The 24,865-nt window shown below is 73.0% G+C and carries 20 protein-coding genes and 4 pseudogenes; 14 read left to right on the top strand and 10 right to left on the bottom strand.

From position 1 onward, the window contains the following. Positions 1-128 precede the first annotated feature (128 nt). The gene (locus HDA41_RS39570; protein ID WP_221512994.1) at positions 129-794 is read left to right on the top strand and encodes an ANTAR domain-containing protein; all 666 of its coding nucleotides are present in this window, start codon (positions 129-131) and stop codon (positions 792-794) included. A gap of 22 nt (positions 795-816) precedes the next feature. On the opposite strand, the pseudogene HDA41_RS42950 reads toward HDA41_RS39570, so the two are convergent. Beyond that, positions 817-2,210 (bottom strand): annotated as a pseudogene (locus HDA41_RS42950) (PP2C family protein-serine/threonine phosphatase); the annotation flags it as partial. A 354-nt stretch (positions 2,211-2,564) separates the two neighbouring features. On the opposite strand from HDA41_RS42950, the gene HDA41_RS39560 reads away from it, so the two are divergent. After that, on the top strand, positions 2,565-3,293 hold the full coding sequence (locus tag HDA41_RS39560; RefSeq protein WP_184992778.1) for an ankyrin repeat domain-containing protein: 729 nt from the start codon (positions 2,565-2,567) through the stop codon (positions 3,291-3,293). Between the two features lie 13 nt (positions 3,294-3,306). Here HDA41_RS39560 and HDA41_RS39555 read toward each other — a convergent pair whose 3' ends face one another. Continuing rightward, complete coding sequence (locus HDA41_RS39555) at positions 3,307-3,492, bottom strand: hypothetical protein (RefSeq protein ID WP_184992776.1); 186 nt, start codon at positions 3,490-3,492, stop codon at positions 3,307-3,309. Positions 3,493-3,705: 213 nt separating this feature from the next. Here HDA41_RS39555 and HDA41_RS42495 point away from each other — a divergent pair. Both HDA41_RS42495 and HDA41_RS39545 read left to right on the top strand, forming a co-directional pair. Beyond that, positions 3,706-4,141 (top strand): annotated as a pseudogene (locus HDA41_RS42495) (chitosanase); the annotation flags it as partial. Positions 4,142-4,151: 10 nt separating this feature from the next. Continuing rightward, positions 4,152-5,021: pseudogene (locus HDA41_RS39545) on the top strand (EamA family transporter); the annotation flags it as partial. Positions 5,022-5,075: 54 nt separating this feature from the next. On the opposite strand, the gene HDA41_RS39540 reads toward HDA41_RS39545, so the two are convergent. From HDA41_RS39540 to HDA41_RS39525, 4 genes are all read right to left on the bottom strand, one after another. Continuing rightward, a complete protein-coding gene (locus HDA41_RS39540) occupies positions 5,076-5,825 on the bottom strand; it encodes a sulfite exporter TauE/SafE family protein (protein ID WP_221512993.1) in 750 nt (249 codons plus the stop codon). 193 nt (positions 5,826-6,018) lie between these two features. Next, positions 6,019-8,037, bottom strand: a complete 2,019-nt coding sequence (locus HDA41_RS39535) for a DUF1996 domain-containing protein (RefSeq protein WP_184994113.1) — start codon at positions 8,035-8,037, stop codon at positions 6,019-6,021. 252 nt (positions 8,038-8,289) lie between these two features. Continuing rightward, the gene (locus tag HDA41_RS39530) at positions 8,290-8,961 is read right to left on the bottom strand and encodes a lytic polysaccharide monooxygenase auxiliary activity family 9 protein (protein ID WP_184992774.1); all 672 of its coding nucleotides are present in this window, start codon (positions 8,959-8,961) and stop codon (positions 8,290-8,292) included. Positions 8,962-9,142: 181 nt separating this feature from the next. Then, entirely contained in the window at positions 9,143-9,775 is a 633-nt protein-coding gene (locus HDA41_RS39525) for a GNAT family N-acetyltransferase (protein WP_184992772.1), read from the bottom strand. Positions 9,776-9,924: 149 nt separating this feature from the next. Here HDA41_RS39525 and HDA41_RS40720 point away from each other — a divergent pair, with 149 nt between their 5' ends. The 3 genes from HDA41_RS40720 (at position 9,925) to HDA41_RS39515 (ending at position 11,626) form a co-directional block, all read left to right on the top strand. Continuing rightward, positions 9,925-10,065: a hypothetical protein gene (locus HDA41_RS40720; protein ID WP_221511698.1), complete on the top strand. Its 141-nt coding sequence runs from the start codon at positions 9,925-9,927 to the stop codon at positions 10,063-10,065. Between the two features lie 212 nt (positions 10,066-10,277). Continuing rightward, entirely contained in the window at positions 10,278-10,406 is a 129-nt protein-coding gene (locus tag HDA41_RS40715; protein WP_260423394.1) for a hypothetical protein, read from the top strand. Positions 10,407-10,480: 74 nt separating this feature from the next. Then, a complete protein-coding gene (locus HDA41_RS39515; protein WP_376706875.1) occupies positions 10,481-11,626 on the top strand; it encodes a YihY/virulence factor BrkB family protein in 1,146 nt (381 codons plus the stop codon). 5 nt (positions 11,627-11,631) lie between these two features. On the opposite strand, the gene HDA41_RS39510 is transcribed toward HDA41_RS39515, so the two are convergent. Next, positions 11,632-12,084 (bottom strand): flavodoxin family protein, encoded by a 453-nt coding sequence (locus HDA41_RS39510; protein ID WP_059416656.1) that lies wholly within the window; start codon positions 12,082-12,084, stop codon positions 11,632-11,634. 95 nt (positions 12,085-12,179) lie between these two features. On the opposite strand from HDA41_RS39510, the gene HDA41_RS39505 reads away from it, so the two are divergent. Beyond that, positions 12,180-12,629: an SRPBCC family protein gene (locus HDA41_RS39505; RefSeq protein WP_086599548.1), complete on the top strand. Its 450-nt coding sequence runs from the start codon at positions 12,180-12,182 to the stop codon at positions 12,627-12,629. Between the two features lie 77 nt (positions 12,630-12,706). On the opposite strand, the gene HDA41_RS39500 is transcribed toward HDA41_RS39505, so the two are convergent. Further along, positions 12,707-17,044, bottom strand: coding sequence for a cation-translocating P-type ATPase (locus HDA41_RS39500; RefSeq protein WP_184992767.1), 4,338 nt, complete (start codon positions 17,042-17,044; stop codon positions 12,707-12,709). Between the two features lie 15 nt (positions 17,045-17,059). Continuing rightward, entirely contained in the window at positions 17,060-17,641 is a 582-nt protein-coding gene (locus HDA41_RS39495) for a hypothetical protein (RefSeq protein ID WP_184992765.1), read from the bottom strand. A 231-nt stretch (positions 17,642-17,872) separates the two neighbouring features. Between HDA41_RS39495 and HDA41_RS39490 the strand changes: the two genes are divergently transcribed. The 6 genes and pseudogenes from HDA41_RS39490 to HDA41_RS42075 all read left to right on the top strand — a co-directional run. Continuing rightward, complete coding sequence (locus tag HDA41_RS39490) at positions 17,873-18,658, top strand: hypothetical protein (protein WP_184992763.1); 786 nt, start codon at positions 17,873-17,875, stop codon at positions 18,656-18,658. 91 nt (positions 18,659-18,749) lie between these two features. Then, positions 18,750-19,427: a nucleotidyltransferase family protein gene (locus HDA41_RS39485; RefSeq protein ID WP_184992761.1), complete on the top strand. Its 678-nt coding sequence runs from the start codon at positions 18,750-18,752 to the stop codon at positions 19,425-19,427. Positions 19,428-19,443: 16 nt separating this feature from the next. Next, on the top strand, positions 19,444-19,731 hold the full coding sequence (locus HDA41_RS39480; protein ID WP_184992759.1) for a BON domain-containing protein: 288 nt from the start codon (positions 19,444-19,446) through the stop codon (positions 19,729-19,731). Continuing rightward, positions 19,728-20,492: a metallophosphoesterase family protein gene (locus tag HDA41_RS39475; RefSeq protein ID WP_184992757.1), complete on the top strand. Its 765-nt coding sequence runs from the start codon at positions 19,728-19,730 to the stop codon at positions 20,490-20,492. The genes HDA41_RS39480 and HDA41_RS39475 overlap by 4 nt, the downstream gene beginning before the upstream one ends. A 227-nt stretch (positions 20,493-20,719) precedes the next feature. Beyond that, a complete protein-coding gene (locus tag HDA41_RS39470) occupies positions 20,720-22,384 on the top strand; it encodes an alkaline phosphatase D family protein (protein ID WP_184992755.1) in 1,665 nt (554 codons plus the stop codon). A 114-nt stretch (positions 22,385-22,498) separates the two neighbouring features. After that, positions 22,499-22,653: pseudogene (locus tag HDA41_RS42075) on the top strand (carbohydrate-binding protein); the annotation flags it as partial. Positions 22,654-22,997: 344 nt separating this feature from the next. On the opposite strand, the gene HDA41_RS39465 reads toward HDA41_RS42075, so the two are convergent. Further along, positions 22,998-24,476 carry an aminotransferase class I/II-fold pyridoxal phosphate-dependent enzyme gene (locus HDA41_RS39465; RefSeq protein WP_184992753.1) on the bottom strand — a complete coding sequence of 493 codons (1,479 nt, stop codon included), beginning with the start codon at positions 24,474-24,476 and terminating at the stop codon, positions 22,998-23,000. Positions 24,477-24,865 lie beyond the last annotated feature (389 nt).

Here is a 24,865-nt window from a genome sequence, read left to right as displayed (position 1 = left end):
CCGCCCCGGTTTCCCGCAGGTACTGCGCGGCACGCGACCGGCGTCGATGGCGCGGTGCGGGGTACGGTGGGCGGGACGGGGAGAGCGAGGCGGTGGTGGCGGTGGAGTGGCAGCAGTACGCCGAGCAGATGGCGATGCTCGCCCGTGATCTGGTGGCGCAGGACTCGGTACAGGCGACGCTGGACGAGATCTCGGCAGCCGCTGTGAAGCTGGTCGAGGGCTGTGACGCGGCCGGGATCCTGGCGGTGTCCAAGGGCCGGGCCGTGACACTCTCCGTCTGCGGCGACATGGTCGAGGAGTCCGACCGGCTGCAGGGCGAGCTGGGCGAGGGACCGTGCTTCGACGCGGCCCGGCGCGTGGACGGCGAGCGGCTGTTCCGCATCGCCGACATGACCGAGCCGCAGCCGTCCTGGCCGCGGTTCTCCCAGGCCGCCCGCGACCTCGGGATCGGCAGCATGACCGGCGTGCTGCTCTACACCGACCAGGAGGCGTTCGGCGCGCTCAACCTCTACTCGCGCCGACCGGGGGCCTTCGGCAAGGACATCGAGGCCGCGGGCTGGCTGCTCGCCTCGCATGCCGCCGTCGCGCTGGCCACCGCCCGGACCGTCGACCAGCTCGAGAACGCCCTGGAGACCCGGCACGCCATCGGGGAGGCCATGGGGATCCTCATGGAACGCCACCGGCTGAGCGAGGACGAGGCCTTCGACGTGCTGCGGCGCATCTCCCAGCACCACAACATCAAGCTGCGCGACGTCGCCCGGCGCGTCCGCGCCGACACGCCCGGCAAGGCCTGACCGGAGCCGCCGGGGCCGGACCTCACGCGGGGCCGCCGTCGGGGCGGCCGGCCCGCAGGAGGAGCACCGTGATGTCGTCGGCGTGCTGTCCGGTGGGTGCCGTTTGGTGGACCAGCCTGTCGATGAGCTGTTCCAGGTCCTGGCCGTCGCCGGCTTCCAGGTGCCCGGCCAGGTCGGACGTGTTCCGCGTCGCGTCGGTGCCGGGGAGCTCGACCAGGCCGTCGGTGTAGAGGGCGAGCGTGGTGCCGGGGAGCAGGGGCGTGGTGGTGACCGGGTAGTGGGCGCCGGTGTCGATGCCCAGCAGCGGTCCGGGCTCGACGTCGAGGACGCCGGCGCCGGCGTGAGCGGGGCGCAGCAGCGGGGGGCACGTGGCCCGCGCTGGCGAAGGCCGCCCGGTGGCGTGCCAGGTCGAGGTGGGCGTAGAGGCAGGAGACGAGCAGTTCGGAGTCGAGGTCGGCCGGCAGCCGGTTGGTGCGGACGAGGACCTGGCCGGGTGCGGCGGTGGCGTGGGCGTGGATGGCGGTGCGGACCTGTCCCATGAGGGCGGCGGCGATGCTGTGGCCTTCCGCGTCGCCGATGACGGCGGCCGCGGTCGTGTCGTCCAGGCGCAGGACGTCGAAGAAGTCGCCGCCGACCTCGATGCCGTGGCCGGCCGGCAGATAGCGGGCGGCGACATCGAGGCCGGGCAGGTGCGGCAGGTCCCGGGGCAGCAGGGCGCGTTGCAGTTCGTGGACGAGTCGCTGCTTGGCGTCGTAGAGGCGGGCGCGGTCGAGGGCCTGGGCGATCAGGCCGGACAGCGAGGTGAGGACGGCGCGTTCGTCGGTGGTGAAGGTGTGCGGGTGGTCGTAGGACAGGATGCAGCAGCCCACCGGCCGGCCGGAGATGATCAGCGGGAGGAACGCCCAGGCCTGTTTGCCGCTGATCTGGGGTGCCCGGGGGTAGGTGCCGACCATCTCGGTCGGCGCGGCGGCCGAGCAGGCGGGCGGCGGTGGCGAAGGTGACGCGGCCCTCCAGATCGAGACCGAGGGCGCCCTCGGGGAGGCGTTCGAGGTAGTCGGCGGTGGCCAGGCCGGTCTGCACGGGGTGGCGCGCCGCGTCGACGGGGACGACGCGCGGCTGGTCGGGCAGGGTGGGTGGCCGGGAGGCGTCGTCCAGGAGGCGGGCCACGCGGCGGGCGCTGGCGGTGATGTGGCCGCGTTCGCGGAGCGTGACCCTGCGTGGACGCACGGCGGGCCACATCAGCACGATGCCGCCCCAGCAGCGCCGTACGCCGCTCAGCGGGACCGCGGCCAGGGCGAACGGATACGGCAGGACGGCGGCGGCCCGCGGGTAACGGCGGGCCATCTCGTCCTCGCTGCCGATGAAGACCAGGGCGTCGTCGCGGATCGCGTCGGCGACCGGGACGGGTGCCGTCAGCGGCAGGCGCTGCCACGGCACGCTGAACGCCACCGGCAGACCGCACAGCGCCACCAGGCGCAGCACCGGCTCCGCCTCCTCGATCACGTAAAGGCCGCCGATCGAGGCGCCGGTCCCGCGTACGGTGTCGGCCAGGACCCCCCAGGGCGTCGTCCGGCGATCCGGCGCCCCCGGGCGGCGCGTTGCTCCCGGGCATGGTGTCCTCCCGCTCTTACCCGGACGCTACGCCTCACGGGCCGTGGAGGCACGTCATCGGGCCGGACCGGGAAGGGCGCGTGGTGCCGGAAGGCATGGCCGGGCATGGTGCCGTGCTGGCAGAATCGGGGGCCTTCGACGGCGACCGGGAGGCCGACCTTGCAGACGCTCACATCGCGGGATCCGGCGGCCGTCGCCGTCACCGAAGCGATCCGGGGCGGAGATCTGCCGGGGCTGCGGCGGCTGCTCGCCGAGCATCCCGGTCTGGCCACCGTCCGCATCACCGAACAGGGCGAGGACGGCAAGGGCACGCGCAGTCTGCTGCACATCGCGACCGACTGGCCCGGTCACTACCCTCGTGGTCCCGAGATGATCGCCGCCCTGGTCGCCGCCGGCGCCGATCCCGACGCCCGCTTCGGCGGTGCGCACGAGGAGACGCCGCTGCACTGGGCGGCCAGCAGCGACGACGTGCCCGTCCTGGACGCGCTCATCGCGGCCGGGGCCGACATCGAAGCCCCCGGAGCGGTGATCGCCGGCGGCACACCGCTCGCCGACGCCCGCGCCTTCGGCCAGTGGCGTGCCGCGCACCGGCTCGTCGAGCACGGCGCCCGCACCACGCTCCAGGACGCCGCCACGCTCGGTCTACTGGACCGCGTCCAGGCGTATGTCGAGGCCGACGAGCCGCCCGCGCCCGAAGAGATCACCAGCGCCTTCTGGGGCGCCTGCCACGGCGGTCACCTGCCGACCGCGCAGTATCTCCACCGGCACGGCGCGGACATCGACTGGTGCGGCTACGACGACAGGACGCCGCTCGACATCGCCCGCGCCCAGGACGCCGACGACGTCGTGCGGTGGCTGCGCGATCTGGGTGCGCGGAGCCGCTCATAGGGCCCGGGGTGTCTCACAAGCAGTAGCGCACGAGCCACTCGTCCTGGTTGTAGGCGGTGCGCGCGGGGTCGGGTGTGCTGGCGGCGCGCTCCTCGACCATGTCCTCCAGGCGCACCGGCTCCGGCAGCGTCCCGAAGCGGGCCTGGCGTGCTGCTGCGGTCTCCGCCTCGCTGCTCCGCTGCGACGTCGCGTCGTCCACGGTGATTCCCCTCTCCGGCTGGTCTCACAGACCGATCGGCCTCCCTGGGCAAAGAGTTGACGCGCGAGGCGGGCTCAGAGTTCCCGTGCCGTCGCTTGTTCGACCCTACGAACTTTCGGCTCGGCTGTTTCCCTCACACGAGACGCCGCGCTCGCCGCCGTCCTGAAGCCGCCGCACGCCACGGCGACCGTCCGCGCGGTCGGCCTCGACGACGGGTTCTGCTCCGGCACCGGCGACATGCTCGACCTCGTCGATCTCTGCACCGGCCGCAAACCCGGCAACCTCCTGGCGAAGTACCTGCCGGCGCTGCGCCGCGTCGACGGTTCCGCCTCGCACGACGGGCTCGACCCCGGCTTCCCCGACGACTGCGCAGGACGATGCGCGACGCCGAGTTCCGGCCGACACAGGACGACGAGCGCGACCGGGTGTGTACGACCCCCTGAGCTTCCGCACCATCCGCAAGCGGGCGCTGTGAGCCCTGAAGCAGGAGGAGGCGCACAGCGACACCAGCAGGGCCGACACGGCGCAGCGTGTCTTCCTGCGCAAGCGCGACCTTGGCCTCGACCTCGACCCGCCGCGGCCCGGGCACGGATTGGTCCACCAGGCAGGCACGGAAGTGGACTCCTTCCCGGGCCGCCCGGCTGCCTAGCGTCGCTCGTATGAACGCCACCACCACGCGCGGAGCTGTTCTCGCCGCGCTCGCCTGCGTCCTCGTCGGAGGGTCCTTCACGGCCAACAGCGTCCTGGGCGACTACCCCTACGCGGGCGGCCAGTTCCTGCGCTACGGGCTGGCCTGTCTGCTGCTCGTGCCGCTGGCCGGGAAGGGCGCGACCGCCCGGCTGCGGGCACTGACACCCCGTCAGTGGGTCCGGCTCGCCCTGCTCGCCGCGGTCGGCATGGTCGGCTTCAACCTGGCCGTCATCGCCGCGGAGCGCACGGCTGAGCCGGCGGTTCCGGGTGTGTTCGTGGGCTGTGCGCCGGTGGTGGTCGCCGTGCTCGTGCCCCTCCTGGACGGGCGCAGGCCCCAACGGGCGGTGCTGTACGGGGCGTTGCTCGTGGCAGTCGGTGCCTTCACCGTCCAGGGATGGGGGCGGACCGACGGCGCGGGCATCGCCTTCTCCGTGTGTGCCCTGGCGGGGGAGGTCGGGTTCGCCGTGCTCGCCGTACCCGTCCTGCGCCCCCTCGGCCCCCGCCTGCTGTCCGCCACGGTGTGCGCGGTCGCCGCGCTGGAGTCGGCGGCGGCCGGGCTGCTGGTCGACGGCGCCGGGTGGCTGCGGCGTCCGGACGCCGTCGAGACCACCGCGCTGCTGTGGCAGGCGGTGGTGGTCACGGTGGTCGGCTTCGTCTGCTGGTACATGGGCATGCAGCGGATCGGCGCGGAGCGCGCCACCCTCTTCTCCGGTCTCATCCCGGTCGCGGCGGCCTGCACCGCACCGCTCGTCGGCACGGGCTCCTACGGTCTCGGGCAGGCGGCGGGCAGCGCGCTGGTCGGCTTCGGCGTCGCCCTGGGCTCCGGGGCGCTGACGCGGTCGGGGAGCCCGGAGGGCGAACCGGGGGCGACCCGCGCCCGGCGGTCGTGGGTGTCAGTGGAGCACCAGGTGGACGAGGGCGATGGTGCCGACCGACACGATCAGGGTGCGCAGGACGGCGGGGCTGAAGCGGCGGCCCGTCCTGGCTCCGATCAGGCCGCCCAGCGCGGACCCGGCGGCGATGAGCAGGACGGCCGTCCAGTCGAACTCCGCGAAGAAGAGGAAGAGCACGGCCGCGACGGTGTTGACGACGGCGGCCAGCACGTTCTTCACGGCGTTGAACCGCTGGAGCGTGTCGTCGAGCAGCATGCCCATCAGGGAGACGTAGATGATGCCCTGCGCGGCGGAGAAGTAGCCGCCGTAGACACTGGCGAGCGTCAGGCCGGTGAAGAGCAGCGGGCCGCCGTCCCGACGGGCGGGACCGCCTGCCGGGCGACGGCGGCGCACTCTCTTGGCGATCAGCGGCTGGCAGGCGACCAGTACGAGGGCGAGACCCACGAGGACCGGCACGATCCGCTCGAAGGCCGATTCGGGCAGGGTCAGCAGCAGGACAGCGCCCGTGAGGCCGCCCAGTACGGCACCGATGCCGAGCAGCAGGACGCGGCGTCGCTGCCCGCGGAGTTCCTCGCGGTAGCCGATGGCCGCGCTGATGGAGCCGGGGACCAGCCCGAGCCCGTTGGACACCGTGGCGGTGACCGGGGGCAGGCCGGTGGCGAGCAGTACCGGGAAGGTGATCAGCGTTCCCGAACCGACGACTGCGTTGACGGCTCCCGCGCCCGCACCGGCCGCTAACACGGCCGCCATCTCGCCCGGCGTCACAGTGCCGCTCCGCCCACGGCACCGCCGTGTCCGGTCTTTCTGGTGAGGTTCATGGGATCACGCTAGAGGGTGGGCGGTCCGGCGGTCGTCGAAGGGGGCGGACGGCCGGGCACGGCGAACGGCGGCGGGATCCGGGCGGGATCCCGCCGCCGTTCGCGGTCGTGCCGGTGCCGTCGTCTCAGCCGCGCCTGACGCGCCGGAGGACGACACAGCCCGCGATGACCAGGACGGCGCCTGCCGCGGCCGGCCAGAGCTGGGCGCCGGTGTCGGCGAGGCCGCCGGCGCCGACCGCCTGGGGCTCGGTCCGGGACGGGCTCGACGGAGTGGGAGCGGCGCTGGTCGCCGTTCCGACGGCCTGGGACTGGCCGAGGCCGTCCGTGTCCTCGCCGGCGTCGTCCTTCGCGCCGCCCTGTTCACCGGCGTTCGCGGTGCCCTCCTCGGGCGTGGGCGTGGCGAACACCTCCGGCTCGTCGGTGCGCGGCGCGGCCGTGGGCGAGCCGTCCTGCTCCGGCTCGGGGGCCGGCTTGTTCGTCACCGGCGGCTTGGCGGCCTCGCCCTTCTCGCCGTTGCCGTCACCCTTCCCGCCGTTGCCGTCGCCCGTGTCGCCGGGCTTTGCGCCGGTGTTGCCGCCCTGCGGGGCGTCCGGGGTGCGCGTGGGCTGCTCCTGCGGGGCCTCGGGAGTCCGCGTCGGCTGCTCCTGCGGAGCCTCGGGGCTCTTTGTCGGCTGCTCCTGCGGCTCCTCTTCCGGATTGTCGCCCGGCTCGGCTTCCGCTCCGGCGCCGCACTTCCGGCCGGCGTTGATGCAGTCGGTCATCTCCCGCATCAGGTCCTCGTCGAAGACGTTGATGAAGTCGCCGTGGTCCGTGACCGGCTTGTGCAGCTGCTCCGGGAAGGAGTCCACCGCGAACAGCGGTGTCGTACGGCCGCCGTCCTCCAGGCTCGGTGCGTCGACGTCGTAGACGATGCGCTGGACCAGCTGCGGAATGGGCCGGAAGCCGGACGGGCAGTTGCCGGCGGCGTCCGTGAAGGCCACGTGCGTGCGGTGGTTGGCGCTGTCGATGTTGCGGCCGTCCCAGCAGCTCTGGAACGTGAAGGTGCGCACCACGTCGCTGCCCTGCGGGCACAGCGGGTACTTGTCCTTCAGCTGCCGGTCCTCGAACCCGGTGCAGCTCCAGGAGGCGTTGGCGTTGGCCGGGCCGTTGACGAACGACTTGGCGTCGCCGGTGATGATGCGCAGCAGCCGCGGCATGGCGGTGACCTTGCCGCGCGGGTTGCCCACGAAGTTCAGCGTGACCTGCTTCGGTGTGACGATCTCGCCGGCGTTGCCCTCGATGCCGCCGCCGGGTGAGTCGGCGTCCTGCTCCTGGGTGCCGTTCTGGAGGCGCAGCACGGGCCAGTAGTAGGAGGACTTGTCGCCCTGGTCGACGCAGGTCGTCTTCGCGTTCGCGAGGTCCTGGTCGCCGGCGAAGGCGTTGTTGGCCTGGTTCCCGACGTAGTCGTGGAAGTGGTGGGCGCCGTTGGTGACGCCCGGGGCGGCGATGATGTTGTCGGAGTTGAACAGGCCGTTCTCGTTCACGCCGCAGTCGGTGGCGAAGGAGCCCCGGGAGGCTTTCGTCCCCTGGCGGGGGCTGCCGGCGTCGGGCTGGACGCCGGTGATGGGCGCATAGTCGGCGGCGACGGGGCCGTTGCCCGCCTGGCCGCCGTTGCCGCCCTGGCCCTGACCGTCGCCCTGCTCCTGGCCGTCCTGCCCCTGCTCCTGGCCGCCGTTGCCGTCCTGGCCTTCAGCCTGCGCGGGGGCCTGGTTGCCGGAGTCCCGTACGGTGCAGGCGGCGAGGGCCCCGAGCCCGTCGGGCCGGTCCCCCACGCGGTCGATGGCGATCGCGATGCGCTCGAGGGTCGCGGCCCGCTTGTCCTTCAGCGGGTTCACGATCGCGTTGTCGGCGAAGCCGGAGTCCTGCCGCACCTGCTGCGCGGATTCGCTCAGCCGCTGGTAGGCCTTGGCGATCTGCTCGTCCAGGAGGGCGAGTTCCTTGTCGACCTCCCCCCGCGCCTGCTCGGGGACCGAGGTCAGCTCGCTGCCGACGTCCGGGCAGTCGATCGTGGCGCCCGCGGTCCGGACCCCCGTGCCGGACCGCGTCTGAGCGGGGTCACCGCCCGAACCGCCGTCGGTGGCCGAGGCGTAGACGTTCGCGGCCATCAGGCCGCCTCCGCCGAGGATCAGTGCGAATGCGGCGAAGGTCGCGCGTCGCGGGCCGGTAGGGCGTCTTCGCGTGTTGCGTCCCAAGGGTGCTCTCCTGCGCTTGTGGCGGACCGGGCATGAAAAGTCCCTCGCCCCATACGCGCGGGAGCACCGCCGTGTTCACGTGCGCCGAAAGTTTTCGGAGAACTTTCATGAAGCCGCGAAACACCCGGGCCCCGCCGGACACTCCGTCCGGCGGGGAGGCGCAGGTCAGCGGAAGTTCACGTCACTGCACAGGAAGTAGGTCTGGTCCATGTGCGACGCCTGCCAGATCGTGTACACGACGTGCCGGCCGCTCAGGCCCGACGTGCTCACGGGAATCTCGTAGTTCTGGCTGGGCGCGTACTTGCCGGTGCGCGCGACCAGCCGGAGGTCGTTCCAGGTCAGCGGCTGGGTGGTGGGGTCGAAGCCCTGCCGCGTGACGTAGACCAGGAAGTAGTCCGCGCCGTGGCTGGCCTGGTCGTAGAGCTTCACGGTGAAGTTGGCGCCGATGTCGGTCGTCTTCCAGGCGCCGACCGCGTCGAGGGAGTTGTAGCGGCCGCCCTCGGCGCGTCCGCCGCTGCACAGCTGGCCGTTGGGGACCGCGGCCTGGAAGTTGCCGCCGGAGCCGTTGCGGTACAGCCCGTTCCAGTTCCACATGGCGTTGGGGTTGTCCTGCCACGCCTGCCAGCACATGGGGTCCTGCTGCGCCATCGCGGGATTCTGGAAGTCGCTCCCCCAGCGCAGCCAGCAGCCGTAGTTGCGGGATGCCGGGTCGATGACCGAGCCATGGGCGACGGCGGTGCCACTCCAGGGGATGAGGCTGAGCAGCGCGGCGACCAGGACACTCAGGGCGAGCGTCAGACGGGAGCGAACCCTACGAACATGACCATGACAATTCATGATCTCCTTCTTTCGGATGTGGGGGTTGCGGTGCTCTCGATGCCGTTCTGTGGGGGTGCGGGAGCGCGCGCGTGGGAGCGCTCCCGCAGGCATAGGCTGCGCCTGATGTCCGAGGCCGGCAACGTGCGATTGCGCCACTTCCGTGGCTCTGGCGTGTTCGATGCGTTCGACGGACGGTTCTTCAGAGCCGGTGGAGTTCCGTCGTGGCGCGGCCGAGGTAGGTGACCGAGCCGGGCTCGGGGACGTCGAGCTCATGGAAGCCCATGCGGTCGTAGAAGGCCCTGGCCCGGGTGTTTGCGGTCGCCATGGCCAGGTGGACGGCCGGCACTCCCTTGTTCTGGAGGGCTGCCAGGAACGTCCGCATCAGGCGGCGGCCGTGGCCGCGCCCCTGCCAGTCGGGCAGCAGGTCGATGTGCAGGTGCGCGGGACAGGCGGCGAGTTCGGGCAGCACCATCCGCTCGGGGTCGTGCAGCAGTCCCGCCATCGCCTCGTCCGGAGTGCGAGGCGGCTGCGGCGGCTTCGGGTAGCGGTCGGCGACCAGCGGCAGCCATCTGGTGCGGAAGGCCTCGGCGAAGCGCGGGGTGTCCGCCGTGCCGAGGATGTAGCCGACGGCCTGCCCCTGCCCGTCGTCCAGCACGAAGGCCAGGTCCGGCTCCAGATGGACGTACGGAGCCGCGAAGGTGGCCGGAAAGATGCCCGGGTCCGTGTAATGGGGGCGGCTGTCCTGGCCGTTGTGCGCGGTGCGGACGCAGATGTCGTCGAGGGCCAGGCTGTCCTCGGGGCGGTACGGGCGAATGGCGGGGATCTTGGTCATGGTGGCATCGTGCCTGTGAGGGAAGCGTTCCCTCAACCCGGTTCGGGGATGCCCCCGAGGCCGGTGAAACGGTGCCGCAGCTGTGCGAAACTCTCCGGCCATGACCACCGTGCCCCAGTCACGCAGGGCCCGCGCTCACCCTCCCGGAGGTGGCGGAGGGGACGCACTTCGGCATGGTCGCCTTCTCCGTGCGGGGCAAGGGCTTCGCCTCGGTGACGAAGGGACGGCCGGGTGCGGCTGCACCTGCCGCGGGAGACCGGCGCCGCCTTGGCCGCGCGTCCGGCCGGTGAGCCGCTCGCGCGCGGGGGCACGCCGATCGGTTTCCGGGTGCCGCTGACAGGGATCAAGGGCAGGGATCTCAGCGCCCTGGTCCGGGCGGCCTGGCTCAGCCGCGCCCCGAAGCGGCTCGCCGGCCGCGGCGGAGGCGGCGGCCGGCAGCCCCGGCGGCGACCTGCCCGCCGGAATCGGCAGGCCCGCCACGCAAGCCCTGCTCGGTGCCGGCGTGACGACGCCGGAGCAGGTGGCACAGCACTCCCGGGCGGAACTTCTGGCGCCGCACGGGGCCGGGCCGAAGGCGGTGCGGGTGCCGGCGGAGGCGCGGGAGGAGCGGGGGCTCGCCCTGCGGGGGTGACTCGCCCGTGGACAGCCGACGCGGCATGGCGAGCGCTGCTTAACTGTGCAGCTCGGGGTTACCCGGCTCACATGGTGAAGCTACATATTCCCGGACGAAAAGAACATCACAGGAGTGAGGCTCCGCCTCGGGACTCCGCCCCTGCCCGGGCTCCCGCTCCGGCCGCGGAAGAGCCCGGCCGGGCCGCGGAAGAGCCCGGCGCTGCAGCGGAAAGGCCCGCTCCGAGGCCGGACGAGGAGCCTGGCCCGGGGCCCGAAGTGGAGCGGGCGGCTCCGGACAGCCCGAGTGACCTCCCCCGGAAGTCGTGGGGTGCGGTGCTCAAGGGGAGCCTGCGAGAGTTCAAGGACGACGAACTGACCGACCGGGCGGCCGCGCTCACGTACTACGGGGTGCTGGCGCTCTTCCCGGCGCTGCTGGTGCTGGTGTCGCTGCTGGGCATCACCGGCAGGTCGACGACGGACAGGATGCTGGAGAACGTCCAGCAGTTCGCCCCCGGCTCGGCCCGCGACATCATCACCCGGGCCGTCGAGCAGTTGCAGGGCAACGCCGGTATCGGCTCGCTGATGGCGATCGTCGGTCTCGTCCTCGCGCTGTGGTCGGCCTCCGGCTACGTGGCGGCGTTCATCCGCTCCGCCAACGCCGTCTACGACATGCCCGAGGGCCGACCGGTGTGGAAGCTGCTGCCGGTGCGGCTGGCGGTGACGATCGTGCTGATGGTGATGGCGGTGATCAGCGCGCTGATCGTGGTCTTCACGGGCGGGCTGGCACGGCAGGCCGGGACCGCGCTCGGGATCGGGGACACCGCGCTGACGGTGTGGTCGATCGCGAAGTGGCCCGCTCTGGTGGTGCTGGTCACGATCATGATCGCGATCCTGTACTGGGCGACCCCGAACGCCAAGGTGAAGGGATTCCGCTGGATCACGCCGGGCAGCGTGCTGGCCCTGCTGATCTGGATGGCCGCCTCGGCCGGCTTCGCGGTCTACGTGGCCAACTTCGCCTCGTACAACAAGACCTACGGCACGATGGCCGGCGTCATCGTCTTCCTGGTGTGGCTGTGGATCACCAACCTGGCGATCCTGCTGGGCCTGGAGTTCGACGCGGAGACGGTCCGGCAGCGGGCCATCGCCGGTGGTCATCCGCCCGAGGCCGAGCCGTACACGCAGCCGCGTGACACCCGTAAGTGGGACGAACAGGACCGGCGCCGCATGGAAGAAACCTGACCTGTTCAGCCCATGAGTCCGGCGGCGACCGTCGCGCCCAGTTCCCAGCACTTCTCGACGTCGCCCTTGCCGGGCTCGCCGGTCACGGTCACGGCCTCGGCGGCGCGGCGCCAGCCGAGGCCCGTCGTGATCGACTCGATCCCCCGCACGGCTCCGGTGACGTCGTTCCCGCCGTGCACCCAGTAGCCGAAGGGCCTGCCGCGGGTCGCGTCCAGGCACGGGTAGTAGACCTGGTCGAAGAAGTGCTTGAGGGCGCCGGACATGTAGCCGAGGTTCGCGGGAGTGCCGAGCAGGTAGCCGTCGGCGGCGAGGACGTCGGAGGCGGTGGCGGACAGCGCGGGCACGCGGACGACCCGGACGTCCTCGATCTCGGGGTCCGTCGCCCCGGAGACGACGGCTTCGAACATCGCCTGGCAGTTGGGTGAGGGCGTGTGATGGACGATCAGCAAGGTGGCCACGTCACCCGACCTTACAAGTCGTGACGACCATGAGTGTCCGGCGCCAGAACTGGTACCCGTCCGTCGCTCACCGTACGAGAAAGGGAGGTACCGCCTTGTCACAGGTAGAGGAATCCATCGAGGTCCGCGTTCCGGTGCACACCGCGTACAACCAGTGGACGCAGTTCGAGGACTTTCCCCAGTTCATGGACGGCGTCGAGCGCGTCGAGCAGCGCACCGACACCCTGACGCACTGGGTGACGAAGGTCGGCGGCCAGGAGCGGGAGTTCGACGCGGAGATCACCGAGCAGATCCCCGACGAGCGCGTCGCGTGGACCACCGTGAACGGCGAGGCCAGGCAGGCCGGTGTGGTCACGTTCCACCGCATCCAGGACGACACGACCAAGGTCATGCTCCAGATGGACTTCGACCCCAGTGGCGTGGCCGAGACCGCCGGCGACAAGCTCGGGTTCGTCAAGCGGCAGGTCTCCGGTGATCTGCGGCGGTTCAAGCAGTTCATGGAGGCCCGTGGGACGGAGACCGGGGCCTGGCGCGGCGAGGTCTGACCCTGCGGGGAAGAACGGCGGCCGCCACCACGTGCAGTGGTGGCGGCCGCCTTCTGTCGTCGCCCTGACCTCGCCCGCTACGCCCCCACCGGCCGGCCCACCCCGTTCTGAAGCCGCTCCCGGGCCTGCTGACCCAGGTCGTTCAGGCGCAGGGCCAGTCGTGCCGCGGCGTCGTAGAGGGCGTGGACCGCCCGGAGGTGTTCCAGACGCGGGCCCAGGGCCGAGAGGGCGATGGCCAGGGCCACGCCGGCCCAGCCCACGGGGCCCAGCGGGGTGCAGCCGAAGAAGTGGCTGACACCGGGGGTCTGGACGAGGGCGGCGAGAACGGCGGCCGAGCCGAGCGCGGTCGCCCACACCAGCGGGCTGTGGCGCCGGCCGGAGAGGGTCTGCACGAGCTGGGCGCCGACCACGCCGCACAGGGCCATGGTGGTGGAACGGCGTTCGGTGCCGGGGGTGAGGCGGCCGATGAGGTACGCCGTGACCGCGCCGAGGCAGGTGGTGATGCCCCGGCGCCGTATGGAGCGCAGCAGCGGCGCGCCGAGGACGTCGAGGCCCATCGGGCCGGTCTCGGCATGCTCCGCCGTCGAGGGGTCGTCGCTCGGCGTGACCGCCACCGCCATGGCCGGGAACATGTCGGTGAGCAGGTTGACCAGCAGCAGTTGGCGCGTCGACAGGGGCGAGGCGCCGGCCAGCAGGGTGCCGAGGACGCTGAAGCCGACCTCGCCGGCGTTGCCGCCGATGAGGATGCTCACCGCGTCGGCGACGCTGCGCCACAGGGCACGGCCCTCGGTGACCGCGTCCACCAGGACGGACAGGTCGCCGGAGGTGAGCACGAGGTCGGCGGCGTTGCGGGCGGCCGCGGAGCCGCGGGACTCGATGCCGACCCCGACGTCGGCGGCGCGGATGGCGGCGGCGTCGTTGGCGCCGTCGCCGGCCATCGCCACGACCCGCCCGGCCTGTTGCAGGGCCTCCACGACGTGCAGCTTCTGCTCGGGTGCGACCCGGGCGATGACGCCGGCGCCGCGCAGGACCCGGACGCGTTCGCTGCGCTCCATGGCGACGAGTTCGTCGCCTGTCACCGCCTCGGTCTCCTCCGGCCAGCCCAGTTGCAGGGCGATGGCGCGGGCGGTCTCCGGGTGGTCGCCGGTGAGCATGACGGGCAGGATGCCGGAGCGGCGCAGTGACGCGAGCAGGGCATGCGAGGTTTCACGCGGGACGTCGGCGAGGGCGACGAAACCGCTGAACTCCAGGTCCGCGAGAGGCGCGTCGAGTTCGGCGCCGGTGTCGTCGGCGCGGCAGGGGCGCCGGGCGACGGCGAGGACGCGCAGTCCCTGTCCCGCCAGCTCGTGGGCCGTGTCGGTCGTGCCGTCGGGGAGGTCCCGGCAGGCGGGCAGGATCGTCTCCGGGGCACCCTTGACGACGAGGAGTTCACCGAAGTCCGGGTCGCCGTCACGGCCGACCGCCGCGGCGTAGCCCCGCCGCGTCTCGAAGGGCAGCTCACCGGTCGGTGTCCAGCCCTGGTCGGGCGGGGCGACGTCGAGGACGGCCTCGTCGGTGGCGTGCGCGACGCGGCGGCCCTGGCCGGTCTCCTCCTGCGGGCAGGCACGCGCGGCCAGGCGCACGATCGGCTCGGCCTGCTCGGTGTCCACGGGCAGTACGGTGCCGTCGGCGGTGGCGACGCGGACCAGGCGCAGTTTGTTCTCGGTGAGGGTGCCGGTCTTGTCGAAGCAGACGGTGTCGACCCGCCCGAGCGCCTCCAGGGTGCGCGGGGTGCGGACCAGGACGCCGCGCCGGGAGAGCCGGCGGGCGGCTGCCATCTGCGCGACCGTCGCGACGAGCGGGAGTCCCTCCGGTACGGCGGCGACCGCGACCGCGACACCGCCGCTGACGGCGCGTCGTACGGGGCTGCCGCGCAGCAGGGACAGTCCGGTCACGGCGGCGCCGCCGGTGAAGGTCACCGGCAGGGCCTTGCGGGTCAGTTCCTGGAGCCGGGCCTGGACGCCGGCGGGCGGCGGGGTGCGGGCGGCGAGCGTGACGGCGCGGCCCGCCTCGGTCTGGTCGCCGGTGTTCACGACGAGCGCGGTGGCGCGTCCGGCCACGACGGTCGTGCCCTCGAACACCATGCAGCTGCGTTGGGCCACCGGCAGACCGGGGGTGGCCTCGACGGCCTTGGTGACCGGCAGGGACTCGCCGGTGAGCGCCGACTCGTCGACCTCGAGACCGTCGACGTCGAGCAGCCGGGCGTCGGCGGGCACGACGTCGCCGGCACCGAGGGTGATCTCGTCGCCGGGTCGCAGCCGGGCTGCGTCGACGGTGACGGTGCGCCTGCGGCCGTCCCGCTTGCGGGCCTTGGGCTGCTGCCGGGCGGCCAGCCGGGCCAGTGCCTGTTCGGCGCGCATCCGCTGGAGTCCGCCCGTCACGGCGTTGAGGTCCATGGCGCCGACGACCAGCAGCGCGTCGACGAGCGAGCCGAGCAGCGCCGAGGCGACGGCGCCCGTGGCCAGGACGGGCGTGAGCGGATCGTCGAGTTCGCGGCGTACGGCGCCGGCCGCCTGCCAGGTCCAGCGGACGGGGGCCATGGCCGGGTGGTGGCCCAGGCGAGCGGTCTGTTGGCGCGAGCGGTCGGCGAGCAGGGCGAGTCCGGTGGGCTCGCCGTCGCGACGGGTGCGCCCCAGCCGGGCGCGGGCCTCGTCGGGTTCCAGGGCGTGCCAGGGGATGTGCAGCCGGGGCGGGGGCGGGGTGGCCCGGGCCACGCGGACCGCTTCGAGCCAGCCCGCGAGCAGGGCGTTCGCGGCGGCGATGTTGACGGGGGCGTGCCGGGTGAGGGGCCACAACAGCCGGCGGCCCGGGGGCTGCCCGCCGCGCGCGACCAGGAGCCCCGAGAGGGCCGCCCCCGCGCGGGCCAGGGTCTGCGAGCGGCGTCCGACGCGCCGGGCCGCCGGGATCGCGGTCAGCAGCCGCCAGACGTCGGCGAGTCCGCCCGGGGCCAGCGCGTCGGCGCCCCAGGAGACGGCCGCGCGGCCGTCGGTGAGGGCGATGGCCACGTCGCCGGCGGGCAGCCCGGCTGCCACGTGCCCGTCGCCGGACCCGTCCAGGCGGGCGACGGTCACCACCACGTGCCCGTCGTCCTGGAGGGCCCGTACGACGTCTCCGAAGGGCTTGGCGCCCGGGGCGACCTCGTCGGCGAGCTGGACGATGTCCTTCAGGTCGGAGCCGCCCGCGATCACGACGTGCAGTCCTGCCCGGCGGGCGGCGTCGAGGACGGCCTCGGCATAGGGATGGACCGGGTCGTCGGGCAGCCCGTCGGAGTCTCCTTCGGCGTCCTGCCGCCGGCTGCGCAAGGCGTCGGCGTGCAGGACGAGGGAGTCGGCGATCTCCAGCTGGCGCAGGCGGTCCCCGCTGCGCACGAGGATCCCGGCCTGGGCGAGGAAGGTGCCGAGGGTCGCGGCGAAGGCTGCCGGTCCGTAGCGGGCCGCCTTCGGGGACCCGGCGAGGACGGCTTCGGCCGCTTCCTTCGCGGAGTGCGTGACGAGGAGGGTGGCGGCGGCGCCGGCGAGACTGCCGGTACTGGCGTGGGAGGCGTACTCCTGGGCGGGTGTCACCTTGAGCGGCGGCCGGGTGTCCGGAGGGCAGGGCAGGCTGGTGCGCCGTTCCTGGCAGATGTCGTCGTGCAGTGCCTCGAAGGCCGCGGCCCTGGCCACGGCTTCGGTCAGCTGGCTGCTGCGCAGCACACCGTCGAGCGCGAGCGCCAGCGGGGTCTGGCCGACGCCGTGTGCGGCGGCGTTGACGGCGGTGAGGACGAGTTCCATGCCGGAGGTGCCGAACCGCTGCTGGAGCAGGGCCCGGAAGCGGGGGTTCTCGCGCAGCAGCGTGACGGTGGCGGTGACGATCCGTGAGGTGGGCGGCAGGCGCAGCGACCGGCCGGCCAGGGCGCCGGCCGCGCCGGCGGCGTCCAGCAGGATCGCCGCGGCGGTGACGCGCACTTCGCCGGGGTCGCCGGGGTGGGCGGCCTCCTGGGCGACCGGGTCGGCGCCCTCGATCAGGCCGAGGCGGGCGGCGAGCGCTGCGGCACGCTCGCTGACGCGGTCGGTGACGGCGTCCTCGACCACGGTGATCACCAGGCGGGACAGCCCCTCGTCCCAGTAGGCCGCGAGCACGTCCGGGTGGTCGAGCAGTTCCCCGGCGACCTTGCGGGCGAGGCCGCCGATGTCGCCGTCGGGCCGCCGCAGGGCGATGTGGAGGCGCCGGCCCGCCCGCCATTGCTGCCCGCCGGACAGGGCGTTGCGCGCGACGTTGCGGACGCGCCGCGAGGTGTCGTAGACGGACGTCACGCCCTGGGCGGTACTGCGGGCGGCGCCTGCCGCCGCCCCAGCCATGGCCCCGACGAGCGGGGCGACGTCGAAACGTGTGAGCATCTCCTGCTTCCCGACTCAGCCGGTGGGCCGGCTGTCGTGTCCTTGCCGGCCGGTCTGCTCCCGGTCCGGCTCCTCTCCGTGCGGGTCGTGGTGCGCGGTGGCCTCGGCGACCTGCTTCAGCGCGGAGGCGGTGGCGGTGTCGCCCACCTTCGCGGGCTGTTCTTGGACGTGGTGTTCCGGCCGGTCGTGCCGGTAGTGGGACGAGGCGAGTTTGTCGCCGGGGCCGTGGGACGAGGTGTCCTGATCGTCCGGCCTGTCCTCGCCGCCGGCTCCGGAGCGGCGCTCTCCGCTCTGGTCGGTCCGTGTCCCGCCGTTCGCCGCGCCGTCGGATCGCTGTCCGGGCTTCGGCTGTGTCAGCCAGGCGACTGCCGCGCCGGTCAGCGCCACCGGCCACTCCACCACCCCTGCCACGCCGAGCACTCCGGCACCGGCGTAGACGGCCATCCGGCGGCCGCGCGGCGACACCTCGCCGATCCGGTCCAGGGCGTCTCCGGCCACCTTGCCCACCTGCTCCGCACCCGGCAGGTGCCTCAGACCCGAGGCGACGGCCCGCAACGGCTGCGGAAGATCGGGCGAACGTGATGTCTCCTGGTTCATGGCGACCTCCACACGCGCGTTGTCCAGCGGCTTCAACCGGTTTCCCAGCTCTTTGCCCCATATTCCGACTTTGCTGGAGCGAGCGCTTTTTCTTGTCCGGTTTCTTGTTCGGCCGAGGCCTCGGCCGAGGTCTCGGCCCCACCGGACGTGGTCCGCCCGGGCCGCCGCGGGGAGGAGGTCCGGCCGCCCGGTAGATCCGTCGATGTGGCCGACGGCTCGACGCTCAGCAGGATGTACGGCGCGCCGGCACGGGCGAGCATGGTCTGCGGACGTCCTCCGTACCGGCCCCTCACCTGCCCCGAGGAGACTCGTCATGCCCGAAACGCCCAGGCGGCGCGTGCTGCGCCGCACCGCGGTGGTCACCGTGGCCCTGCTGGTCGCCGCCACCGGAACGACGGCGGCCGCACGGAAACAGCCGCCGGTGGCGGACCTGCGCGCCGACGTGAACCAGGACGGCCGCGTGGACGTCGCGGGATCGGGGGATCGTCCGACGAGGCGGGCGAGGAGGCGTGGCGGCCGGGCCGCGGGGCCGTCTTCCTCGCGAACGTCGACGACGACTCGCGGCGCTGCCGGCTGCGTCCCGGTGATCTGGACCGTATCGACCCGGCGGTCGACGAGCGGCTCGCGGCGTGCCATGACGCGGCGGACGAGCGGGTCAACGGGGTGCGGGACGAGGCGGATCTCGCACCGCTGCGCGTTCCGCCGCTGGCGGTCGGCGATCAGGCGTCGGGGCGGCTGGAGGTTCCGGCGGCGCAGCGGCCGTACGTCCGCCTGTTCGTCAGGCGTGACGGGGCGCTGCGGGCGCTGCGCGGGCCACTGACGGCCCGTGAGCTGCGGGCCGGTGTGGAGCTGGCCCTGGAGGGACGCGATGTCTGTGCCGTGGTGGAGCACCGGGCCGGGGCGGTGACCGGGCCGGGGCCGCAGGCGCCGGGTCGGGCGGCCGGCCCGGCACGGCCGGCGTCGGCGGAAACCGGCCCTCGGCCCGGTGCTCTTCGAAAGCCTTCCGTGTCGGCGTGACGCCTCCGGGTACTCAGAGCAGGCACGCAGGCCGTCACGGGGCCGGGCACCGTGCGGCGGCGGGGTGCCCGGTTCGGCGAATGGAGTGGTCATGACGCAGAACGGTGATGACGCGACGCTCGTCCGGCGACCGGGAATCCCTGATTTCCGGCTGGCCCCGGACCAGACCGAGCCCGCGCCACCACAGGACCCGCAGGCCGACGAGCCGCCCCAGGCACTCCCCCTGGACCGCAACCAGGCGATCCTCGAGGCGGCCAAGCAGGTCGGTGCCCTGCTGAAACGGAAGGGGCACCTCTTCGCGCTGGCCGGGAGCGTGGCCGTCTACGCCCACGGCGGCGAGAAGAACCTCCAGCACGACGTCGACTTCGCCATCCGCCCCGAGGACGCGGACGCGGTGGCGGCCACGCTCCGCGAGGCCGGGCTGACGGTCTACACCCCGCCGGAGGACTGGTTGATCAAAGCCACGTGTTTCGGCCAGCCGGTGGACATCATCTTCGAGCTGGCACACCGGCCGGTCGGCGCGGACATGCTGGAGCGGGCGGAGGAGGTCTCGGTCGACTCGGTGCGCATGCCCGTGCTGGCCCCGACCGACCTGCTGTGGAGCCTGCTCGCCGCCTTCTCAGAGCACCACTGCGACTTCGGCGCGGCTCTGCCCATCGCGCGTGCGCTGCGCGAGAAGGTCGACTGGGAGCGGGTACGGCGCGAGTGCGGGGACGCGCCCATGCCGGCGGCCTTCTTCTTCCTCCTGGAGCGCCTGAACGTCATCTGATGCGGAAGGATCACCCATGAGTACCCACGGCCCACAGCACCCGGGCGGCGGGGAGCCGGAGCAGAACCTGGACTACCGGATCGCACACCTCCAGGACCGCCTCGCCTCGGGTGAGCTCGGTGAACTGGGCGTGCGGGTCGAGGCCCGCGGCCGGACGGTGCTGCTCACCGGCACCGTGCCCTCGGCGCCCTGCCGTGACGAGATCGTGCGCACCGTCCAGGAGGAGTTCGCCGGGGTCCCGGTGCACACCGACCTCGTGGTCACCGAGACGTCCTCCCCCGACCACGCGGAGGAACTCGCATGATCCGCATCGCAGCCGTCGGAGACATCCACATGGGGCCCGACAGCCAGGGCCTGCTCCGCCCCGCCTTCGAGACCCTGCCCGAGTGCGCCGACCTCCTGCTGCTGGCCGGGGATCTGACCCGGCACGGCACCCCCGAGGAGGCCCGGGTGGTGGCCAAGGAGGTCCGGGACCTCGGGGTCCCGGTGGTCGCCGTGCTGGGCAACCACGACCATCACGACGACCGGCCCGACGAGGTCACGGCCGTCCTCCGGGACGCCGGGGCCCATGTCCTGGAAGGGCAGGGGACAGTCGTGACGAGCGGCGGGGCGCGGATCGGCGTGGCCGGCACCAAGGGGTTCGGCGGCGGCTTCGTCGGCCGCTGCGCCGGGGAGTTCGGCGAGCCGGTCATGAAGGAGTTCGTCAGGTACTCGCGCCGGTCCGCGGACAGCCTGCGCACGTCCCTGGAGCAGTTGGGCGAGGAGGGCTGTGACGCGCGGATCGCCCTGACCCACTTCTCCCCCGTCCCGGACACGCTGGCGGGCGAGCCGCTGGAGATCTATCCGTTCCTGGGCAGCTATCTGCTGGCCGAGGCGATCGACACCGCCGGTGCCGACCTCGCGGTGCACGGGCACGCGCACGCCGGTACGGAGCACGGCATGACCAGCGGCGGCGTGCGGGTGCGCAACGTCGCCCAGCCGGTCATCGGGCGGGCCTTCCACGTCTACCACCTGCCCGTCCGCGACCACGCGACCACCGGGGCCGCCGCGCAAGCGGCCCGCTAGACAGCCCAGTCCCCCATCCCGCCGCCGGCCGATGCCGGCGGCGTTTTCATGTGCCGTTCGCGTCCCTCAACGCGCGGCACCTGCCGGCGCTCCGCCCCTTACAGCTGCGTGACATCACGAGCCGTTGCCGTACCGCCTCTGGTGTGAACGCCCCGCAAGTCATGCCGTTTCCAGGCATTTTGTCTGCTTAGCATGCTTGCTCCGCGCCCCGCACGAGAGGACATCAGATGGCGCTGACGGGCCGTCAAAGACCACCCGCCGGGCATGCCTTCTCCCCGCACGACGCCGTACTGCGCACCGCGGCACCGCATGTCGCCCGCCGCCGCTTCCTGACCGTCACCGCGGCGGCCGCGATGCTCGCCTTCACCACCAACCGGCCGGCCCGCGGCGCCACCGCCGCTCCCGAACTCGACGCGGCGCGGATCAGCGACGACCCGTTCACCCTCGGTGTGGCATCCGGGGACCCGCTGCCCGACTCGGTGCTGATCTGGACCCGGCTCGCTCCCGAGCCGTTCGCGGAGGACGGCGGCCTGGGCCGGCAGCGGGTCGTCGTCTACTGGGAAGTGGCCATGGACGAGTGGTTCGCCTTCGTCGAGCACCGGGGGGTGGCCACCGCCCATCCCGAGTACGCCCACAGCGTGCACGTCGACGTCAAGGGCCTCATGCCGGACAGCCACTACTACTACCGGTTCCGGGCGGGCACCTGGATCAGCCCCACCGGCCGGACCCGTACGGCACCGGAAGCGGGCAGCGACGCCGACAGCATGCGCCTGGCCGCCGTGGCCTGCCAGGCCTACCAGGACGGTTACTACACCGCCCACCGGCATCTGGCGCAGGAGGACGTCGACGTGGTCTTCCACCTCGGCGACTACCTGTACGAGTACGCCGTGGACTCGGCCGGCGGAGCCCGCCGTTACACCGACGTCAAGCTGCCCGACGTGTTCAACCGGGAGGCCACCACCCTGGCGGACTACCGGCTGCGCTACGCGCTCTACAAGACCGACCCCGACCTGCGGGCCGCGCATGCCCAGCACCCGTTCGTCGTCACCTGGGACGACCACGAGACGGAGAACAACTACGCGGGCGCCGTCGACGAGAAGAACAGCCCCCCGGACGAGTGCCTGGTACGCAGGGCCGCCGCCTACCGGGCGTACTGGGAGAACCAGCCGCTGCGGGCCGAGCAGTTGCCGCAGGGGCCCGACGCCCGGCTGTACCGCCGGCTGGCCTGGGGCTCGCTCGCCCAGTTCGACGTCCTGGACACCCGCCAGTACCGCTCCGACCAGTCCTACAACGACCGTCCGCACGCGCCGGGCGCCGAGTCGGACGACCCGGCGCGCACCCTCACCGGTACCGCACAGGAGCGCTGGCTGCTGGACGGCTGGCGGGCCTCCGAAGCCCTGTGGAACGTGATGCCCCAGCAGGTGTGCTTCTCCCAGCGCACGTTCGACCTGACCGCACCGGCCCGGGTCTCCATGGACGCCTGGGACGGTTACCGCGCCTCCCGCGACCGGGTCATGGCGGGCGCGAAGGCCGCGGGCATCGACAACTGGATGGTCCTCACCGGTGACGTCCACGTCGGGTACGCCTTCGACATCAAGGACGACTTCGACGACCCGCAGAGCAAGACGGTCGCCACGGAGTTCACCTGTACCTCCATCGCCAGCGGCGGGAACGGCGCCGAGAGGCCGGCCGACTGGGACACGTACATGAAGGCCAACCCGCACATGAAGTACTTCGACGGCAGGCGCGGCTATGTCCGGGTCGAACTGGGCCGGGAGAACGCCCGGGGCGACTTCCGGACCGTCTCGGCGATCACGAAGCCGGGGGGCGCCGTCTCGACGGCCGCGTCCTTCGTCACGGAGGTGGGCTCGCCCGGCCTGAAGTCCGCGTGAGAAGCGGGGCGGCCGTCGTCCTGCACTTGGCGCCCTCGCCGCACCACAGCGCGCAACGGGGCCGCCGTGGACATCGCGCGAGTCCGTTCAGGCAAGACCCAAGGCTTTACGGCCGACAACGCCGTCGCGCAGCCGTGGGCCGCGGGCCGGGTCTACGAGGCCGGGGCCACCGTGAGCCACGCCGGTGTGCGCTACCAGTGCCTCCAGACCCACCAGGCCAGGGCGGATGGGCGCCCTCCCGCACCCAAGCCCTGTGGCAGCGGGTGTGACGACGGGGCAGGGCTGTCCGGTGCCGGCGCGGTCCGTGCCGCCGACGCCGGGCGGGCCCTGCAAGGGGGCAGCCGACGGGGCGTCATGAGGCGTGTGCCAGCCGGGACAGGGAGCGAGAGGTGGCGAGGAGCGAGGCGAAGGCGGCGACCAGGGTCGGCAGGTAGACGATGACCTCGTCGGGCTCGCCGCCGGGCATAGCCTGGTCGTCCCCGACTGCGGCGCCAGCGCTGCGCACTCGCGGCTGTCGCCGTAGACCCGTCGAGCTCGACCGGGTCGATGCCGCCTCGACGTCGACGCTCGGAACGCCGGTCAGGTCTTTCACTTGAATAGCTTCTTCACCATCTCAGGCATGAGTCGTTGACCCTCGTGCCACGACGCGCAGGGTGCGCACGGAGGAGTCCGCCGCGTCGGGGATGAGGACACCGTGCTCGACACCGCTGCGCAGGTAGTCCAGGACCTCGTCGGTGACGACCTCGCCGGGTGCCACGACGGGCACGCCCGGCGGGTAGGGGCTGATCATCTCCGCGGCGATCCGTCCGGCGGCCCGCTCGGCGGGCACGTGCTCGACCGGGGCGAAGAACGCCTCGCGGGGCGGCATCGCCTGCTCCAGCTCCAGCGCCGAGGGCTCGGGCAGGTGGACCGGCGGCCGCCGCTCGACGGTGTCCGCTCCCTCGACGAGCGCGGCCAGAGCGTCCACCAGGACCGCCTCGGTCTCGTCGTCGTCCGCGCACGTGATCGAGGCGCTGACGCGGCAGGTGTCCGAGCCGCCGACGTCCACGTGGCGATGGGTGCGCAGCCACTCCGCGGCCTGCATCCCGCTGATGCCGAGCTTGCGTACGTCGATGACGAGCTTGAGCGGATCGAGGTCGGCGGCGAGTCCCTCCTCCACGACCTCGCTGCCCATGGGCCGCAGACCCGGCAGGTCGGCGACCACCGCCCGGATGCGCTCGGCTCGGCGCATGGCGGCTTCCAGGAGCTCCTGCCCCTGTTCGGCCATCTGGCGGCGCCAGCCGTCGAGCGTTGCGAACACGAGGGAGGAGGCGCTGGTGGTGCTGAGCAGGTCCTCCCGCTGCTTGAGGGCCTCGGGCGAGACGCGGTCGTACTGGAGGTGGAAGACGGAGCTCTGTTCCACGGCCCCGCCCATCTTGTGCACGCTGGTCACCACCAGGTCGGCCTCGGCGTCCATGCCCCAGGCGGGCAGGGCGGGGTGGAACGGCAGGTGGGCGCCCCAGGCCTCGTCGACGATGAGGGGCACGTCGAATTCGTGGCACACCCGGGCCACTCCCCCGATGTCCGCGCAGGAGCCCCAGTCGGTGGGCGTGATGAGCAGCATGCCCTTGGCGTCCGGGTGTTCGCGGAGCCGCCGGCGGACGTCGTCGGGCTCGGGCGGGTGGGCCAGGTGCCGTTCGGTGTCGAACTTCGGGTGCACCCAGATCGGTTCGACGCCGTTGACGACGACGGCCGCGATGACGGACTTGTGGGCGTTGCGCGACAGCAGCAGCTTCTCGCCCGGCCCGGCCGCGGCCAGCATCGCGGTCTTCACGGACAGGGAGCTTCCGCAGGTGGAGAAGAAGGCGTGCTCGGCACCGACCGCGTCCGCCATCAGCTCCTGGGCCCGGCTGAGGACGCCCTGCGACTGGCGGCGGTCGTCGAGGCCGTTGAGGGAGAGCACGTCGGAGCGGAACACGTCGAGTCCGACGATCTCCGCGACCCGGGGGTCCACTCCCCTGCCCTGCTTGTGGCCCGGCGGGCCGTAGGCGATGTCGCCACGGCGCCGGAAGTCCTCCAGCGCCTCAAGGACGGGCACGCGCGAGTGGTCCATGGTTCCTCCCGGGTCCGGCCCGCCCGGCCGCCGCCGCGGCGTCCACGCTGTCGTGGCCCGGCGGGTACACCGACCGTGTTGCACTCGGACACGGGTCGAAACGCGACGGGTGCCGCGGTGCCGGGCAGGGGCCGCCCAGGCGTACGGCCGCACTGGTCTGGACGCGGCGACTGCCGCGGCAGGGTGGAAACCCGCCAGGAGACACGACCGCAGCGGCCGAAGTTCGGCGGGTGCCGCAGCACCGGGCGGCGACCCGCCGACGAGCACAGCCGCACCGGTCGAGACGCCAGTGCCGCAGCAGGACGAAACCCGCCGAGGGACACGACCGCACCGGCCGAAGCCCGGCGGGCATCGCCGCGCCCGGGGGCGACCCGTCCAGGGCGGCAGCC

It is taken from the genome of Streptomyces caelestis, assembly GCF_014205255.1.
In the GTDB taxonomy this organism is placed as follows: Bacteria; Actinomycetota; Actinomycetes; order Streptomycetales; family Streptomycetaceae; genus Streptomyces; species Streptomyces caelestis.
Note: the sequence above shows the minus strand (reverse complement) of the source record. Positions and strands in the feature narration are given on the sequence as shown.

Excerpts from the sequence above, each read along its gene's own strand:
- HDA41_RS39475 (WP_184992757.1), top strand. The coding sequence starts at position 19,728 with ATGATCCGCATCGCAGCCGTCGGAGACATCCACATGGGGCCCGACAGC.
- HDA41_RS39530 (WP_184992774.1), bottom strand. The coding sequence starts at position 8,961 with ATGAATTGTCATGGTCATGTTCGTAGGGTTCGCTCCCGTCTGACGCTC.
- HDA41_RS39535 (WP_184994113.1), bottom strand. The coding sequence starts at position 8,037 with ATGGCCGCGAACGTCTACGCCTCGGCCACCGACGGCGGTTCGGGCGGT.
- HDA41_RS39540 (WP_221512993.1), bottom strand. The coding sequence starts at position 5,825 with ATGGCGGCCGTGTTAGCGGCCGGTGCGGGCGCGGGAGCCGTCAACGCA.
- HDA41_RS39570 (WP_221512994.1), top strand. The coding sequence starts at position 129 with ATGGCGATGCTCGCCCGTGATCTGGTGGCGCAGGACTCGGTACAGGCG.
- HDA41_RS39500 (WP_184992767.1), bottom strand. The coding sequence starts at position 17,044 with ATGCTCACACGTTTCGACGTCGCCCCGCTCGTCGGGGCCATGGCTGGG.
- HDA41_RS39490 (WP_184992763.1), top strand. The coding sequence starts at position 17,873 with ATGTACGGCGCGCCGGCACGGGCGAGCATGGTCTGCGGACGTCCTCCG.
- HDA41_RS39495 (WP_184992765.1), bottom strand. The coding sequence starts at position 17,641 with ATGAACCAGGAGACATCACGTTCGCCCGATCTTCCGCAGCCGTTGCGG.
- HDA41_RS39525 (WP_184992772.1), bottom strand. The coding sequence starts at position 9,775 with ATGACCAAGATCCCCGCCATTCGCCCGTACCGCCCCGAGGACAGCCTG.
- HDA41_RS39485 (WP_184992761.1), top strand. The coding sequence starts at position 18,750 with ATGACGCAGAACGGTGATGACGCGACGCTCGTCCGGCGACCGGGAATC.
- HDA41_RS39480 (WP_184992759.1), top strand. The coding sequence starts at position 19,444 with ATGAGTACCCACGGCCCACAGCACCCGGGCGGCGGGGAGCCGGAGCAG.
- HDA41_RS39465 (WP_184992753.1), bottom strand. The coding sequence starts at position 24,476 with ATGGACCACTCGCGCGTGCCCGTCCTTGAGGCGCTGGAGGACTTCCGG.
- HDA41_RS39470 (WP_184992755.1), top strand. The coding sequence starts at position 20,720 with ATGGCGCTGACGGGCCGTCAAAGACCACCCGCCGGGCATGCCTTCTCC.